The 15,479-nt window shown below is 64.6% G+C and carries 12 protein-coding genes; 3 read left to right on the top strand and 9 right to left on the bottom strand.

Annotated elements, in window-relative coordinates; translation table 11 throughout:
- Positions 1 to 142 precede the first annotated feature (142 nt).
- The 3 genes from U1R88_RS21620 to U1R88_RS21610 all read right to left on the bottom strand — a co-directional run bounded on the left by U1R88_RS21620 (position 143) and on the right by U1R88_RS21610 (position 5,300).
- Entirely contained in the window at positions 143 to 1,684 is a 1,542-nt protein-coding gene (locus tag U1R88_RS21620; protein WP_322433110.1) for an ABC transporter substrate-binding protein, read from the bottom strand.
- A 116-nt stretch (positions 1,685 to 1,800) separates the two neighbouring features.
- Positions 1,801 to 3,420: a serine hydrolase domain-containing protein gene (locus U1R88_RS21615; RefSeq protein WP_322433109.1), complete on the bottom strand. Its 1,620-nt coding sequence runs from the start codon at positions 3,418 to 3,420 to the stop codon at positions 1,801 to 1,803.
- A 344-nt stretch (positions 3,421 to 3,764) separates the two neighbouring features.
- On the bottom strand, positions 3,765 to 5,300 hold the full coding sequence (locus U1R88_RS21610) for an ABC transporter substrate-binding protein (protein ID WP_322433108.1): 1,536 nt from the start codon (positions 5,298 to 5,300) through the stop codon (positions 3,765 to 3,767).
- 331 nt (positions 5,301 to 5,631) lie between these two features.
- Here U1R88_RS21610 and U1R88_RS21605 point away from each other — a divergent pair, with 331 nt between their 5' ends.
- Positions 5,632 to 6,393, top strand: coding sequence for a potassium channel family protein (locus U1R88_RS21605; RefSeq protein ID WP_246683519.1), 762 nt, complete (start codon positions 5,632 to 5,634; stop codon positions 6,391 to 6,393).
- 6 nt (positions 6,394 to 6,399) lie between these two features.
- Here U1R88_RS21605 and U1R88_RS21600 read toward each other — a convergent pair whose 3' ends face one another.
- The 5 genes from U1R88_RS21600 to U1R88_RS21580 are packed head-to-tail and all read right to left on the bottom strand — an operon-like array spanning position 6,400 to position 11,728.
- Positions 6,400 to 7,392, bottom strand: a complete 993-nt coding sequence (locus tag U1R88_RS21600; RefSeq protein ID WP_322433107.1) for a carbohydrate kinase family protein — start codon at positions 7,390 to 7,392, stop codon at positions 6,400 to 6,402.
- A 40-nt stretch (positions 7,393 to 7,432) separates the two neighbouring features.
- Entirely contained in the window at positions 7,433 to 8,635 is a 1,203-nt protein-coding gene (locus tag U1R88_RS21595) for a trans-sulfuration enzyme family protein (protein WP_322433106.1), read from the bottom strand.
- Between the two features lie 19 nt (positions 8,636 to 8,654).
- Positions 8,655 to 9,491: a carbohydrate ABC transporter permease gene (locus U1R88_RS21590; protein WP_322433105.1), complete on the bottom strand. Its 837-nt coding sequence runs from the start codon at positions 9,489 to 9,491 to the stop codon at positions 8,655 to 8,657.
- 2 nt (positions 9,492 to 9,493) lie between these two features.
- Positions 9,494 to 10,408 carry a carbohydrate ABC transporter permease gene (locus tag U1R88_RS21585; protein WP_322433104.1) on the bottom strand — a complete coding sequence of 305 codons (915 nt, stop codon included), beginning with the start codon at positions 10,406 to 10,408 and terminating at the stop codon, positions 9,494 to 9,496.
- 57 nt (positions 10,409 to 10,465) lie between these two features.
- Positions 10,466 to 11,728 carry an ABC transporter substrate-binding protein gene (locus U1R88_RS21580; protein WP_322433103.1) on the bottom strand — a complete coding sequence of 421 codons (1,263 nt, stop codon included), beginning with the start codon at positions 11,726 to 11,728 and terminating at the stop codon, positions 10,466 to 10,468.
- Positions 11,729 to 11,869: 141 nt separating this feature from the next.
- On the opposite strand from U1R88_RS21580, the gene U1R88_RS21575 reads away from it, so the two are divergent.
- Entirely contained in the window at positions 11,870 to 12,736 is an 867-nt protein-coding gene (locus U1R88_RS21575; RefSeq protein ID WP_322433102.1) for a MurR/RpiR family transcriptional regulator, read from the top strand.
- A 12-nt stretch (positions 12,737 to 12,748) separates the two neighbouring features.
- Positions 12,749 to 13,429, top strand: a complete 681-nt coding sequence (locus U1R88_RS21570) for a phosphoribosylanthranilate isomerase (RefSeq protein ID WP_322433101.1) — start codon at positions 12,749 to 12,751, stop codon at positions 13,427 to 13,429.
- Between the two features lie 320 nt (positions 13,430 to 13,749).
- Here U1R88_RS21570 and U1R88_RS21565 read toward each other — a convergent pair whose 3' ends face one another.
- On the bottom strand, positions 13,750 to 15,468 hold the full coding sequence (locus U1R88_RS21565) for an ABC transporter ATP-binding protein (RefSeq protein WP_322433100.1): 1,719 nt from the start codon (positions 15,466 to 15,468) through the stop codon (positions 13,750 to 13,752).
- Positions 15,469 to 15,479: the final 11 nt, after the last annotated feature.

Below are 15,479 nucleotides of genomic sequence, written 5' to 3'. Positions count from 1 at the left end.
CCGGAGAGCGTGACGAGGCGATCTGAGCGAGATCGCGGGCACCGCCGGTGTCGGCTGGTGCCCGCTCTCAAGCCTCCCCGGGAGAGAAAAGGAGGCTATGTCAGCCCAGAGGCACTGGTCGCTCTTGGGGCCGCAGGGGGCTTTACTTGCCTTCCAGATAGGCGTTCCAGAAATAGGGCCAGGGGGCCGGCGTGACGCCCTTCAGATTGGGGGCCTGGGCGGCGAGGGCATTGAAATTGCCGACCTTGTAGGCTGGCGCCTCGTCATAGAAGGCCTTCTGGACGGCCGGCCACAGGGCCAGCCGCTTGGCGGGATCGGACTCGGCGTTGAAGGCGCCCAGTGCCTCGTGCTTCTTGTCCGAGACCCACCAACCGGGCGAGCTGTCCGACATGAAGCCGGTCAGCGACGGCTCGGGCAGGAAGGGGCTGTGGGTGATGTAGATGTCCCACAATTTGGGATCGGTGCGGTTCTTGGTCAGCGTGGCCCACTCCACCACGTCGAGCTCGACCTTGAAGCCGGCCGCCTTGAGATATTCGGCGGCGACCTGCGCCAGCTTGTAGTGGAACTCATATTGGCGGCTGGTTAGGATGCGCAGAGGCTTGGAGCCGTCATAGCCCGCCTCCTTCAACAAGGCGGTCGCCGCCTCGACGTCACCCTCCGGCTTGTAGGGCTCAGTTCCCTCTTCGGTATGCCACTTGTAATCCTTGGGGTAGAGGGCGCCGTCGACCGAGAAGAATTCCTCCGAGCCGAAGGCGGCCAGCATCATGTCTTGCGGGGAGAGCGCCGCCTGGATCGCCTTGCGGATGCGGATGTCGGACGCGAGGCCCTCCTTGTTGTTCATGAAGAGGACCGGCCAGCCGAAGGGTTTCAGCAGGACAGGGGCGGTCTTGCCCTTGGAGATCTTGTCGAAAGCCTCGACGGGCAGGGAGTCGACATAGGCGAACTGGCCCGATGCGGCGCCCTCGACGCGGGTATTGGGATCGGGGACCGGCACGAAGCGGATCTCGTCGAGATATTGCTTGCGTGCGCCGCCATAGCCGTTCGGCTCGCCCGGGCGGGACGCATACTCGTCGAAGCGCGCGAGCTGGATGAACTGGTCGGGCTTGCGCTCCTTGAGCTTGTAGGGTCCGGTACCGATGAAGCTGGTCAGGGGATCCTGCCCGGCATTCTTGGCCGGAATGATGATCGCCGCGGCATTGTTGAAGGCGAGCAAAGCGAGCAGCGGTGCATAGGGTTTCTTGAGCGTGATCTTGACGGTGTGATCGTCGGTTGCGTCGATGGCGGCGATCATCTCGGCCGTCTGCTTGCCGCGCGTGGCGATCTTCGTCCAGCGTTGCAGCGAGGCGACGACATCGGCGGAGGTCATCACCGAGCCGTCATGGAACTTGATGCCGGTGCGCAGGGGAATGGTGTAGGTCAACCCGTCGGCCGAGATTTTCGGCATCTCGGCGGCGAGCAGCGGTGTCACGCCCCAGTCCTTGTCGAAGGTGAACAGCGTTTCGAAGATATGCTGGGAAACGATGCCGACGAGGTCGGCGGTCGAAGCCATCGGGTCGAGCGTGGGCGGTTCGCCGACAGTGGCGACGTCGATGACGCCGCCTTTGGTGGCATCGGCCCATGCTGGTCCGACGGCCGGAAGCAATGTCAGTGCAAGCAGGGCAGTCAGTCGTGCCAAGCGTCCCATATTGCGTCCCTTTGTTACATTATTATGTAATCTATAACTTATTTATGTATCACTATGCCTTCAATGCTGTGTTTGGTCAAGCCGGCTCGTGTTGGCGAGCCTCTGCGAGGGGCGATTCAGGCATTGGCCAAGCGATGGAGCACGATGTCGGCGCTGCGGTCGGAATTGAGGATGACGGCGTCCTCCAGGCAGCGAACGCTGAACAGCCAGGGCAGTTCCCACGGCGCCGCCCGCCAGACGTCATGCGTCTCCCGGCTGGCCGGATGGGCGAGGAAGAGATCGTGGTCGCAGGGTTCCAGGCCGAGATCGAGCGCCCCGAAAGGCGAGGACAGGCGCAGGCCAGGGCCGTCGGCGGTGCGATGGAAACTCGCCTCCAGCCCGCTCGTCTCGTCGCGATAGCGTCCCGCGGGCAGGACGCTCCGGTCTGGTGGAGTCTCGACGAGCCTGAACCGGCGGCGGCGTCCAAATTTTTCGGTCTCGATGCTGCCATCTGCCTGAACCAGGAGATCATAGGGCGCCAGCCCCGCCCGGGGGCGGAAGCGGTCCTGCGACACCTCCTCGAGCTCTGCTGCCCCCATGCTGGACACCAGGCTGGGCGTGCCGCCCTCGTTGGCGATACGGATGAGGGCGCTGGTGCCGTCTTCCCGATAGGTGCCCGCGCGCTCGTTGAGCAAGGCGATCGCAGAGGGTGACAGCGCCGGCCCGCCTTCCAGGCCCAGGACGATGTCGGCGATGCGCCGGGTCAGGGCATAGGGCGAGAAATCATCGTGATTGGCGAGGAGGACGATGCCGAGATCCTGGTCGGGGATGCGGATCGATTCCGAGCGCGAGCCTGCGATCCAGCCGCTATGGCCGACGCAGCGAAGGCCGCTGTGCCGGCTGGTGACGAGACCGAGGCCATAGGGGGAAGCGATGCCGTTGATCAGCGCGCCGGGAGCCTCCATGCGGGCGATCATCGCGGCATCGCCGACCTTCGGCCGGGCGAGATTGGCCTGCCAGGCCAGCATGTCCTGAAGCGTCGAGACCAGCCCGCCCTCGCCGCCGATGGCGATGCCCCAGGCCGCCTTGAGCCAGGTGCCGCCGGCGCCGCGGCGGTGATGGGTGGCGAGGCGCGGATAGATCTCGTCGTCGCGGGCCATCAGCCTGGTGTCGTGCATGCCGAGGGGGCCGGTGATGCGCTCGCGCAGGAGATCGTTGAAGGAGAGGCCCGAGACCTGTTCGAGGATTTCGGACAGCAGCAGGAAATTGGAGTTGGAGTAGAGCAGATCGGTGTCGGGCGGGAAGTTGAGGCCCTTCTGGCGGGCGACGATGGCGCGTGCGGTGGCGCGCGAGGAGGGGGCCAGGATCGGAATGCCGGCCAGGATCATGGTGTCGAGAATGTCGCGCAGGCCGCTGGTATTGGCGGCCAGGTGCCTCAAGGTGATCGGCTGCTCATAGGCGGGCAGCCAGGGGCAATGCTCGCGCACGTCGTCGTCGAGCGAGAGCTTGCCTTCCGCTTCCATCATTAGGGTCAGCAGCACGGTGAACTGCTTGCTCTGGGAGGCGATGCGCACGACCGAGGTCGGCGACAGCGCGACGCCATGGGCGAGGTCGGCCATGCCGGCGCAGCGCTGATAGACAACGGCGTCCCCGAGCCTCACCGCCACCATGAAGCCCGGCGAGGTCTCGCTGGCCCAGGGCGTGAAGAGGGCATCGATCTCGGTGACGGCGGCGGGGGCAAGGGAAGAGGTGGTCATGGCATGCGACTTTCTGGCAAAGTGGCTTTGGGCATTGAAAACACTGTCATTCCCGGCGGTGACTTGCGTCGCAGCAGCTACTCACCCTGTTTGCGCTACGAGATGCACACATCTCGACCAAGCCGGCTGGAGCGCGCGAATCCCTCCCCGGCTTCGGGGAGGGTGGGCGAGCGAAGCGAGGTCGGGTGGGGGAGAGTGGTACAAATCCAGCCATCATTGGCGTGGTAGTGCCACCCTTCCCCATCCGTCGCTGCTTTATCTGGAAAGCGTGAGATGTCAGCATGCCGTGGCCTTCTTACAGGGCGGTGCTGCGCGACCTCGACGGCAGCGCCGCTGCAGGCGACTCATTTCTCGAGATAGACGTTCCAGAAGGCCGGCCAGGGCGAGGGCTCGAAGCCCTTCAGCTTGGGCGACTTGGCCGAGAGGGCGTTGAAGTCGCCGATCTTGACGATCGGGGCTTCGGTCATGATCAGCTCCTGCACGCGCTGCCAGTGCTTGACCCGCTCGGCTGGATCGGAGGTGGCGTTGAGGGCCTCGACCGCCGCCCGGCTGTCGGGCGTATCCCACCAGCCGACCGAGGCCGGCGCCAGGATATTGATCAAGGCGGGCTCGGGCAGGAAGGGGCTGTGGGTGATGAAGATGTCCCAGGAGGCGGGGTTCTGGATCTGCTGCACCAATGTCGCCCAGTCGACCACGTCCATCTTCACCTTGAAGCCGGCGAGCTTGAGATATTCGGCGGCGACCTGCGCCATCTTGTAGTGGAACTCATATTGGCGGCTGGTGAGGATGCGCAGCGGCACCTCCTCGCCGAGGCCCGCCTTTTTCAGTTCGGCCTTGGCCTTTTCGGCGTCGGCGATATCATAGTTGCCTTCGACGCCAGCATCCGTGCGCCAGGGATAGCCTTCCGGATACATGGCGCCATCGACGGCATAGAATTTGGTGTCGCCAAAGGCGGCTGCCAGCATGTCACTTTCGCTGAGCGCGAGCTGCACCGCCTTGCGCACGCGCATGTCGGCAAGGACGCCCTGCTTGGCGTTCATGCGGATCATCGGCCACCCGAAATGTTCGAGCAGCACCGGCTCCGACTTGCCCGACTTGATCTTGTCGAACTGTTCGACGGGCAGCGAGTCCGCATAGCCGAATTGGCCGGAGACCGCGCCTTCGATGCGGGTATTGGGATCGGGAACCGGTACGAAGCGGATCTCGTCGAGATATTGCTTGCGCGCCCCGCCATAACCGTCGGGCTCGCCGTCACGCGAGCGGTAGCCCTCGAAGCGCACGAGCTGGATATATTGATCGGGCTTGCGCTCCTTGAGCTTGTAGGGTCCGGTGCCGATGACCTGCTTGAGCGGCGTGTCCTGGTCCTCGGATGGCAGGATCACGGCGGCCGAATTGTTGAAGGCGAGCAAAGCGGGCAGTGGCGAATAGGGCTGCTTGAGCGTGATGCGCACCGTCAGCGGGTCGGCGGCAGCGATATCGACGACCAACGGAGCGACCTGCTGGCCGCGGGAGGCAACGGTCAGCCAGCGCTTGAGGGAGGCGACGACATCGGCCGAATCCATCGCGCTGCCATCGTGGAAGGTGATGTCCTGGCGCAGCTTGATCTCATAGATCTTGCCATCCGGGCTCACCGTGGGCAGCGCTTCGGCCAGCAGCGGCGTGACGTTCCAGTTGCGATCGAAGGTGAACAGGGTTTCGAAGATGTGCTGGCCGACCATGCCGACGATGTCGGTGGCGCTCGCCATCGGGTCGAGCGTCGGCGGTTCGCCGATGGTGGCGACGTCGATGACACCGCCTTTCTCCGGCGCGGCCATCGCCGGGCTGATCGTCGGCAACAAAAGTACAGCCAGGGCTGCGGCCAGACTGAGGGCGCGCTTCATGGATCCTCCCCAAAATGATATTATAATGGAATATATATCTTATTTAGGGACTATGGTTGCATCCCCCTCCAGCGTCGTCAAGATGGTACCGGCCGCTCGTCGTCCGAGAGCTTCTTGCGGTAGCGTGGCGTGAAGCCGCGCGTACCGACGTGGAAGGCGAGTTCGTGCAACCTTGTGAGTAAACAGCGCGGACGAACAAGAATCGGAAGGATTTGGCCAAGCACGACGTTAGGGTAGGGCAGTGTTTCTGCCCAAACGCGCTTTGGCCTAATCTGAACGCCGGACGACATCCGGTTGGACAGGGAGGCCCATGGTTGAGAGGAAAAGCGGCATGATCGCGCTTGCGGATATTCGCCAGACGCTCCGGGGGCTTTATTTCGGTTCGAGCCGGAAAGCCGTCAGTTTCCAGATCCTGCGCTTCGTCATCGATGTCGGCATTCTCGTCTTCTTCATCGCCGGGCCGAGCATGAAGAACGAGGCCTGGCATGCCGCCATCAATGCCATCGTCGCGGCGATCATCGTGCTCGAACTCGCGGCCAGCGCCCTCGTCGCGCCGAACCTGAAAAAGTGGGTGCTGCGGCCGATGACCTGGATCGACCTGGCCATTCTCGCCACTTTCGTGGTGCCCGCCTTCTTCTCCAACCTGTTCCTGCGCGTGCTGCGCATCTGGTCGCTGAGCAAAAGCAATCTGTTCACGCTGGCGCTGCGCAAGTCGGGCTACCGGCAGATGGAAGACACGTTGCGCGCCGTGATCGATCTCACGGTGTTCCTGTTCCTGGTCTCCAGCTTCGTCTACACCATGTTCTACGCCAACGGCTTTGATGGCTATATCCAGGCCCTGTACTTCACCGTCGCCACGGTGACGACGACGGGCTTTGGCGACATCACGTTGCCCGGCAATCTCGGCAAGCTCACCTCCATCGTCGCCATGATCATCGGCGTGTCGCTGTTCGTTCGCCTCGCCCAGGCGATCGTACGGCCGCACAAGGTGAATTTCAGCTGCCCTCAATGCGGGCTCTCTCGGCATGAGACGGATGCGGTGCACTGCAAGGCTTGCGGCCATGTCCTGAACATCCCGGATGACGGGGAGTAGGGGCGGTCAATCCTGCCCGGCCTCCAGGAGGGCCATGATCCCTGTAGCCAGCGCGGGCTCGATATCCATGTTTCCGATCATCGCCACCAGATTTTGACGCTCGACGGCACCGGCACCCGAACCGATGGTCGTGGCCGCGATGGCACCCGCCGCATTGGCAAGGGCGCTGGCGCCGGCGGGCGCCAGGCCGTTGACGATGCCGAAAATATAGCCGGCGGCGAAAGCATCACCCGCGCCGGTCGTATCGATGGCTTCGACTTGGGCCGCAGGCGAGACGACCTGAGGCTGTCGGCTATGGACGAGGGATCCCAGGGCGCCACGCTTGACGACGACCTGTTTGGTGCCAGCCTCAACGAGGCGTTCGGCCGCCTGGTCGAAAACCGCATCGCTGCCGATGCCGGCAAGGAGACGGGCATCGGCCTCGCCCAGGAACAGGATGTCGATTGCCGGCAAAAGAGGGAGGACCGTCTCCTTGATCGTGCCGGTGATGCCGGCCGGGATGTCCAGGCTGACGGCAATTCCTGCTGCCCCGGCGAGTTCGAGCGCGCGGAGCGCGGCCTCGCGCTGCGGTGCCGGCAGCAGGGCATAGCCGGACAGATGCAGGAGGGCCGTGCCGGCCAGGGCGGCCGGATCGACCTCCTCCGCGGCGAGGCGGGCATTGGCGCCGCGATAGGCGAACATAGTGCGCTCGCCCTCGGGGCTGACGATCACGACATTGAGCTGGGTCGGCTCGGCCTCGTCGCGCCGAATCCAGCGCGTTTCGACGCCTTCGCGTTGCATCGCGGCCAGGCACCAGTCTCCCCAATTGTCCTTGCCTGTCTTGCCGATGAAATGCACCGGCAGGCCGAGACCCGCCAGGATCCGGGCGGTATTGGCGCCGGAACCGCCGAGGCCATGATTCTGGCGCTCGGCGATGCCTTCCCCGCCTTCCGGCGGATAGGCCGGAACCTGGAGCGTCAGGTCGACATTGATATCGCCGAGGACTGCGACTGCCGGCACGGTGCCTCCTCTGCTTCCGTCATCGGGCGATGGTATCGGCCTAGACCTCGAAATGCATCTGGTCGATCGCCTGGGCGACGTCGGCGATGATGTCGTCGGCGTGCTCGATGCCGACCGAGAAGCGCACCAGGCCGTCGACGATGCCCATGGCCTGGCGCTCCTGGGAGGGAATGTCGAGGAAGGCCATGGTGCCCGGCATCTGCGTGGTGGTGCGCAGGCCCCCGAGGCTGGCGGCGAAGGAGCACAGCTTCAGCCGCTTGAGCAGGCGCACGCCATGCTCCTCGCTTTCCACCTGGAAGGACAGCATCGCCCCGAAATTGCGCAGCTGTTCCTGGGCCGAGGTGTGGTTGGGATGGGAGGCCAGGCCCGGATAGAACACACGCTTGACCTTGTCGTGTCTCTCCAGATAGCGGGCGAGGGCAGCCGCATTGGCGCATTGCTTTTCGAGCCGGAGAGCCAGGGTCTGCGCCCCGCGCAGCAGCAGCCAGGCATTGAAGGGCGAGAGCGGTGCGCCGAGCTTGTTGAGCGTATTCCAGCGCACGTCCTCCAGCCAATCCTTGGGCAGGATTTCGGATTTCAGCGTGATGATGCCGCCGACGGCGTCGTTGTGGCCGCCGATGAACTTGGTGGCGCTCTCCACCACCACGTCGACGCCGAAGGCATGCGGCTGGCATACGGCGGGGCTGGCGAAGGTGTTGTCGCAGATCACCGCGATGCCGCGGCTATGGGCGAGCTCCACCAGCTTGCGCATCGGGGGCACCTTCATGGTCGGGTTCGCGAGCGCCTCGAAATAGAGCACCTTGGTCTTTTCGGTGAAGGCGCGCTCGACCTGGACGGGGTCGGTGGTGTCCACGAAGGTGACGGTGATGCCGAAATCGCCGATGCGATGGTCGAAGAATTCGTGGGTGCTGGAATAGGTGGTGAGGTCGGTGACGATGTGGTCGCCGGCCTTGAGGATACCGAACAGCGCGTGCGAGATCGCGGCCATGCCCGAGGCGGTGGCGAGGCAGGCATCCGCGCCGGTCAACTGCGCCATGTGTTCCTCGAGCTTGTACTCGGTGGGATTGCCGCAGCGGCTGTAGATGTTCACGTCCTTGCGCGCGCCGGCCACGATCTGGTCGTAGATGTCGCCGGCATATTGGAAGTTGGCCGACATGTAGATGGGATAGCTGATCGATTGCGATTCCGGCTCGGGCGCGTAGAACACGGCGCGGCTGGCGAAATCGAGCTCTTTGGACGACATGCGGGCACTCCTTGAGGTGTCATTCCTTGACGGCGCCGCCGGTCAGGGCGGCGGTGATCTGGCGTTCGAACAGGACGAAGAGGACGAGCGGGGCGAGGGCGGCGATGAAGATGGCCGCCAGCATCACCGGATAGTTGGTGATGTGCTCGCCGACGAAATCGGCAAGGCCGACCGGCAGCGTCTTCTTGGCCGGCGTGTTGATGAAGACGAGCGGGAAGAGGAAGTCGTTCCACACCCAGATCATGTTGACGATCGCGGCGGTGAACATGGCCGGCCGGGCGAGCGGCACCGCGATGCGCCAGAAAATGCCGAATTCGCTGCAGCCGTCGATGCGTGCCGCGTCCATCAGTTCACGCGGCAGCGTGACGAAGAAGGCGCGCATGATGAACAGCGTCACCGGCACGTTGAAGGCCGCCGTCGGCAGGATCACGCCGAGATGGGTGTCGAGCAGGCCCATGCCGCGCAGCACCACCACCAGCGGCACCAGCGCGACATAGGCCGGGATCGCCATGGCGACCATCAGCCCGGCCTCGACGCCGGCCAGCCAGCGCGGGCGGTAGATGGCGAGCCCATAGCCGCCGGCCGTGGCGGCGGCGACGGCCAGGAGGGTCGAACCGACCATCACGATCAGCGAGTTCAGGGAGTAAGTACCGAGCGCGCCGTTGCTCCAGGCCTGCGCGAAGGCGTCCAGGCTCGGGGCCGCCGGCAGCGACCACACCGAGCGCATGAACTCCTTGTTGGTCTTGAGCGTGCTGTAGGCCATCCAGGCGAAGGGAGACACCACGATCGCCACATGGAGCGACAGGAAGGCGAGGACGCCGAGGCGCATCGGGCTCCAGCGGGAAAGGGCCGGCATGCTCACGCCTCCCTGCCGGCGGCGCTGCTGCGCAGCGCGCGGAAGACGATGAAGGCGCCGATCGCGGTCAGCAGCATCTGCGCAAAGCCGATGGTGGCGGCATAGCCCATCTCGAAGGCGTTGAAGCCGACCTTGTAGAGATAGGTGGAGACGACCTCGCTGGCATGGTTGGGCCCGCCATTGGTAAGCACGAAGACCAGGGAGAAGGTCTTCAGCGAGCCGATGACGCAGAGCAGGACATTGGCGCGCAGCGTATCCCACACCATGGGCACGGTGACCGAGACGAAGGAGCGCCAGTGGCCGGCCCCGTCGAGCTCCGCCGCTTCGAACACGCTTTCGGGCACGTTGCGGATGGCCGCGACGAACAGCAGCACATAGAGGCCGAGATAGGTGAAGCTCATCACCGCCACCACGGACGCGAAGGCGGTGGAGGACTGGCCGAGCCAGCCCGAGGCCAGGCTGCCGAGGCCGAGCGCCTTCAGCCCGGCATTGAGCAGGCCGAAATAGGGATTGTAGATGAAGCGCCAGAGCAGGCCGATGCACACTTCGCTGACGATCACCGGGACGAGATAGAGAAACAGGAAGAAGCGCCCGACTTCGCCGACGATGCGCACCAGACAATAGGCGATGAGAAGGGCGAGCAGCACCTGCAGGACGATGGCCGAGACGGCCACGGCAAGGTTCCGGGCCAGCGCGGCCCAAAAGAAGCCGTCGCCGGCCAGGCGAACGAAATTATCGAGGCCGACGAAGACCGGGGCGGCCGAGCCGTTCCACTGGTAGAAGGACAGCACGCCCGAATGCAGCAGGGGATAGGCGACGAAGAGCCCGACCAGGATCAGCGTCGGCAGCAGGAAGGCGAATGCGTAGCGTGCATCGCGACTTGCCGACGGGTCCTTTCCTGCTTGCCGAGATGCCATGGAACACTTCTTTCCTTTCCGGAAGGCGCTGCTATGGACTGCGCCTCGGGGCGGGGCCTATTTCGCCTTCAGGGCGTCTTCCACGCGTTTGGCGGCATCAGCCGGGGCGACAGAGCCGTCGAGCACGCCCTGGAGCGAGGTGTAGTAGGCGTCGGTTCCCTTGGGCGGCATGGCGGTGTCGTAGAAGGGATCGAGCTTGCCGGCCTTGCTCATCAGATCGTTGCTGATGGCATAGAGCACCGGCCCCGCGGCCGCCTCAGTGGTGGCGCCCTTGACGGTGACCATAGTCTTGCGCAACTCGACATATTTGGTCATCACCGCCGGAGAGGTGAGGAAGCGCAGCAACGTCACCGCGTCCTTCTTGTTGGCGGTCTTTTCGGCGATGCCGAAGGCGGCCGCGACGCCGCCCAGCACGTCGCCGGGATTGCCCTTGCCGCCGGCCACGCTCGGGAAGGGGAAGAAGCCGAGCTCGAAGCCCTCAGGCGCGTCGGCGGAGGCGCCGATCTGCCAGGTGCCGTTGAGCATCATCGCGGCCTGGCCGTTGAGGAAGAGCATATTGGCTTCCTGGTCGCTCATGCCGTTGAAGCCGACGGGGAAATAGCCCTTGGAGGACAGGCTGGCGATGCGGGTGAAGGCCTCGGCGGCCTCCGGGCCGAGGGCGGCATCGGCCTTGCCGGCCACGATGTCGGAAACCAGGCCCGAGCCCTTCAGGCGCATTTCGAGATATTGGAACCAGAAGGTGGCCGGCCAGGAATCCTTGTTGCCCAGCGCCATCGGCACCAGGCCGTCAGCCTTGATCTTCTCGCACAGGGCCAGGAATTCGTCATAGCTGGCGGGAACCGTCCAGCCCTTCTCGGCGAACAGGGCCTTGTTGTACCAGAACACGGCGGCATCGATGTCGATCGGCACGGCATAGCTGTGCCCGGCCATGCTGGTCTGGGCCAGGGCCGTCGGCAGGAAGCTATCGCCCCAGCCATCCCTGGCGAGATCCGCGTCGAGGGTGTACATCTGGTGGCCGGCCACGAAGGCGCCGAGGAAGCCACCGGGCAGGGTGTAGAACACGTCCGGCGGGTTGCCCGAGGCCATGGCGGTGTTGAGCTTGGTCTTGTAGGCCGACTGTTCGGCCGCCACCACGTTGAGCTTGATGTCGGGATGGGCCTTGGCGAATTCGTCCAGAGCATAGGTGATGAAGTCGACCTTGTCCTTCTGCCCCGAATAGGCGTGCCAGAAGGTCAGCTCGCCGGCGAGTGCCGACAGGTTCATCGCCAAGGACGCGGCCAGGGAGGCGGCAACCCCGAGTGCGAGTGCGCGCAAACGCATGTCTTCAATCCTTCCCCACCGGTTTCGAATGCTCGGTTTGATTGATGCAGTGGTGCCACATTGAAGTTGTAATGTCTACAGTGGCACCACAAACAAGGTCGTGCTAGAAGCTGGACGGCGAGTGCAAGATTCGAGGCGGGCATGATCGATCAGGCCAAGAATGCGGCGGGGGGGCAGGCGGCGAGCCGGCTGCGCAGTGCATTGCCGGCACTTTCCGACTCGGAGCGGCGCGTGGCGCTGTGGGTCCTCGACCATGTCGATCTGGCGATCCGCCAATCCATGTCGGCCATTGCCCAGACCGTCGAGGTCAGCGATACCACGGTCCTGCGCATGTGCCGCACTGCGGGCTTTGCCGGCTTCACCGATCTCAAGCTCGCTCTGGTCCGCGATACCGGCGAACGCTCGGCTGCCAGGCCCGACGACGGCATGGCCGGCGCCGGTGGCGATCACGGCTGGGCCAAACGGGTGTTCAATGCCAACATCCAGGCGATCAGCGACACCTTGTCGATGCTCGATCGGGGCGATTTCGCCCGTGCCCTCGACCTCGTCGCCGGCGCCCGCCACATCCTGATCGGCGGTATCGGCGGCTCGGGCATCGTGGCCCAAGCCCTTTATCAGCGCTGCTTTCGCCTGGGCCTGCGTTGCGATGCGCCGGTCGATTCGCAGCTCCAGCTCATGCATGCCTCGCTGCTCGGGCCAGGTGACCTCGCCGTGGCCATTTCCTATTCCGGCATCACCAACGACCCGGTGCTCCTCCTGCAGGAAGCCAGGACGCAGGGCGCTTCGACCCTGTGCATCACCGGCAACCGGCGCTCGCCCTTGGCGCGCCTTGCCGACGTCGTCCTGGTCAGCGTCTCCCATGAACTGCGCAGCGAGCCGATGGCCGCCCAGATCGCGCAGCTGACGCTGGTCGATGCCCTCTATGCCGCCCTGGTCGCGCGTGCGCCCGACACGGCCCAGCTCAACGAGGAGCGCATGGTCAATGCCATCCTCCCCAAATCCATCTGAACAAGGCCTATCATGAAAGTACAGATCTATACGATGCAGACCGCCGCCGAGGCGCTCGAACTGGCCGCGCTCGGCGTCGATTGCCTGGGCGTGACGCCTTCCGATCGCGGCCTTCCCGGCGAGATCAGCAACGAGGCGGCGCGCGAGATCGTCTCCGCCCTGGCGGGCAAGGCCACGCGTGTCGCCCTGTCGGTGGAGGCCGATCCTGCGGTGATCGCCGCCATGGTCGATGCCGTCAGGCCCGACGTGCTGCATCTGTGCGGCGATATCGCCAAGGTCACGCCGGAGGTGGTGAAGGCGTTGCGGGGCGCGCTTCTCCCGCGCCATCCTGACTTGAAGATCCTGCAGGCGATTCCGATGACGGGGCCGGAGGCGCTCGACCATGCCGCGGCGTTCGAGCCGGTGTCGGACATCTTCATCCTCGATTCGGTCGCGGCCCATATCGGCGGTATCGGCGCGGCCGGCGTGACGCATGACTGGTCGCTCAGCCGCGAAATCGTCGCGCGCAGTAAGCTGCCCGTCATCCTGGCCGGCGGCCTCGGCCCGGACAATGTCGGCGAGGCCATTCGCGCCGTGCGTCCCTGGGCGGTGGATTCGCTCACCCATACCAACAGCCCGCTGGCCTCGGGCGGTTTTCGCAAGGATCCGGCCAAGGTCGCGGCCTTCGTTGCGGCGGCGCGGGCAGCTGCCTGAGCAGCCTTCGTTAAAGCGGGCAGGTCTTGCATCGCGCAAGGTCTTCCGTGCGATGGCGCCGGCAGCAAATTCGGCGCCTGCGTCCTTCCTCGGCGCCGTAGCGGACGGGCTCGAACAGCGGATTGCTTGTGCTGTCCCCAGAGCCGGGTCGCCAGCAACGTGCGGGCCTGGGTAAGCCCTGGATGACCTACTCCCAGGAATGCCTCCAACTCGCCCAGGCTGGGCTCGACGATGGTTCGAGATTCTTCAAGATCCGAGAATGATGAGGCGGCGGCTTCTTGGGCGGGCCGGGCGCAAACGCCGGCCACGCCACACATACTTCAAGCAAATTGCGCCCGGTGCAGCCGTCCATAGATACCGGATTTGTCGAGGAGGTCGCTATGGCGACCCTGTTCGACGATGCCGCCGCCGTCGACGACGAGAATGCGGTCGGCATTCTTGATCGTTGCCAGGCGGTGGGCGATCACCAGCGTGGTGCGCCCCCTGGAGAGTTCGGCAAGGGCCTGCTGGATCGCGAGCTCCGTTTCGGTGTCGAGCGCCGAGGTTGCCTCGTCGAGGATCAGGATCGGCGGGTTTTTCAGGAACATGCGGGCAATCGCCAGGCGCTGTTTCTGGCCGCCCGACAGTTTGACGCCGCGTTCACCGATAAGGGTGTCGAGCCCGTTCGGCAGTGAGGCGATCACCCCGTCGAGCCGGGCGCGGCGGGCCGCCTCGAGGATCTCGTCCTCGCTTGCTTCGAGGCGGCCATAGGCAATGTTCTCGCGGATGGTGCCGCCGAACAGGAAGACGTCCTGCTGCACGATGCCGATCTGGCTGCGCAGCGAGCGCAGGCTGAGGTCGCGGATGTCGATGCCGTCGATGGTGATGGCGCCCTGCGTGACGTCATAGAAGCGGGGCAGGAGCGAGCAGATCGTGGTTTTGCCGGCGCCCGACGGGCCGACGAAGGCCACCGTCTCGCCGGCTGCGATCGACAGATCGAGCTGGGTCAGGATCTGCCGGCCGGGCGTATAGCCGAAGCCGACCTTCTCGTAACGGATGGCGCCGGTGAGAGGCGGGGCAGACCGGGCAGCGGGGCGGTCGGTGATGTCGGGGCGGGTGTCGAGGAAGTCGAGATAGCGGCGGAAGCCGGCAATGCCCTTGGGATAGGTCTCGATCACGGCGTTGATCTTTTCGATGGGACGGAAGAACACGCCGATCATCAGCAGGAAGCCGACGAAGCCGCCATGGCTGAGCTGGCCCGTGAGGACGAAATAGCTGCCGGCGATCATCACGGCGAGCTGGGTCAGCCGCATGCTCAGATAGCTCAGCGAGTTGGAGGCGGCCATCAGCCAATAGGCCTGCAGCTTGGTGCGGCGATAATTGGAATTGTCGCGCGAAAACAGGGCCCGCTCATGGTCCTCGTTGGCGAAAGCCTGCACCACGCGGATACCGCCGACATTTTCCTCGATACGGGTGTTGAAGCTGCCGACGCTGTCGTAGAGCGCACCCCAGTTCTTGGTCATGCGGCCGCCGTAGCGCAGGGTCACCCAGGCCGTCACGGGCACGACGAGAGCCGTGATCAGGGTGAGCTCGACATGCAGCGAGAACATCAGGAGGAAGGCGCCGGCCAGGGTCATCACCGCGATGAACAGATCCTCCGGGCCGTGATGGGCGATCTCGCCGATCTCCTCCAGGTCCTTGGTGAGCCGGGCGACCAGATGTCCGGTCTTGTTGTTGTCGAAGAAGCCGAAGGACAGTTTCTGGAGATGATCGAAAGCCTTGCGCCGCAGCTCGGTCTCGATGTTGATGCCGAGCATGTGGCCCCAATAGGTCACGATCGCCATCAGACCGGTATTGACGACGTAGACGGCTAACAGGCCGATACAGGCCAGGGCGATCAAGTGCCATTGTCCCGTCGGCAGCAATGTGTCGATGAAGACTTTGATCGCGACCGGAAAGCCGAGCTCGAGCAACCCCGCTGCAATGGCGCAGGAGAAGTCCAGCAGGAACAGGCCGCGATGGGGACGATAATAGGCGGCAAAGCGTTTGAGTAATTCCATCGTCAGCCAGC

It is taken from the genome of Labrys sedimenti (assembly GCF_034424805.1).
Lineage (GTDB): Bacteria > Pseudomonadota > Alphaproteobacteria > Rhizobiales > Labraceae > Labrys > Labrys sedimenti.
Note: the sequence above shows the minus strand (reverse complement) of the source record. Positions and strands in the feature narration are given on the sequence as shown.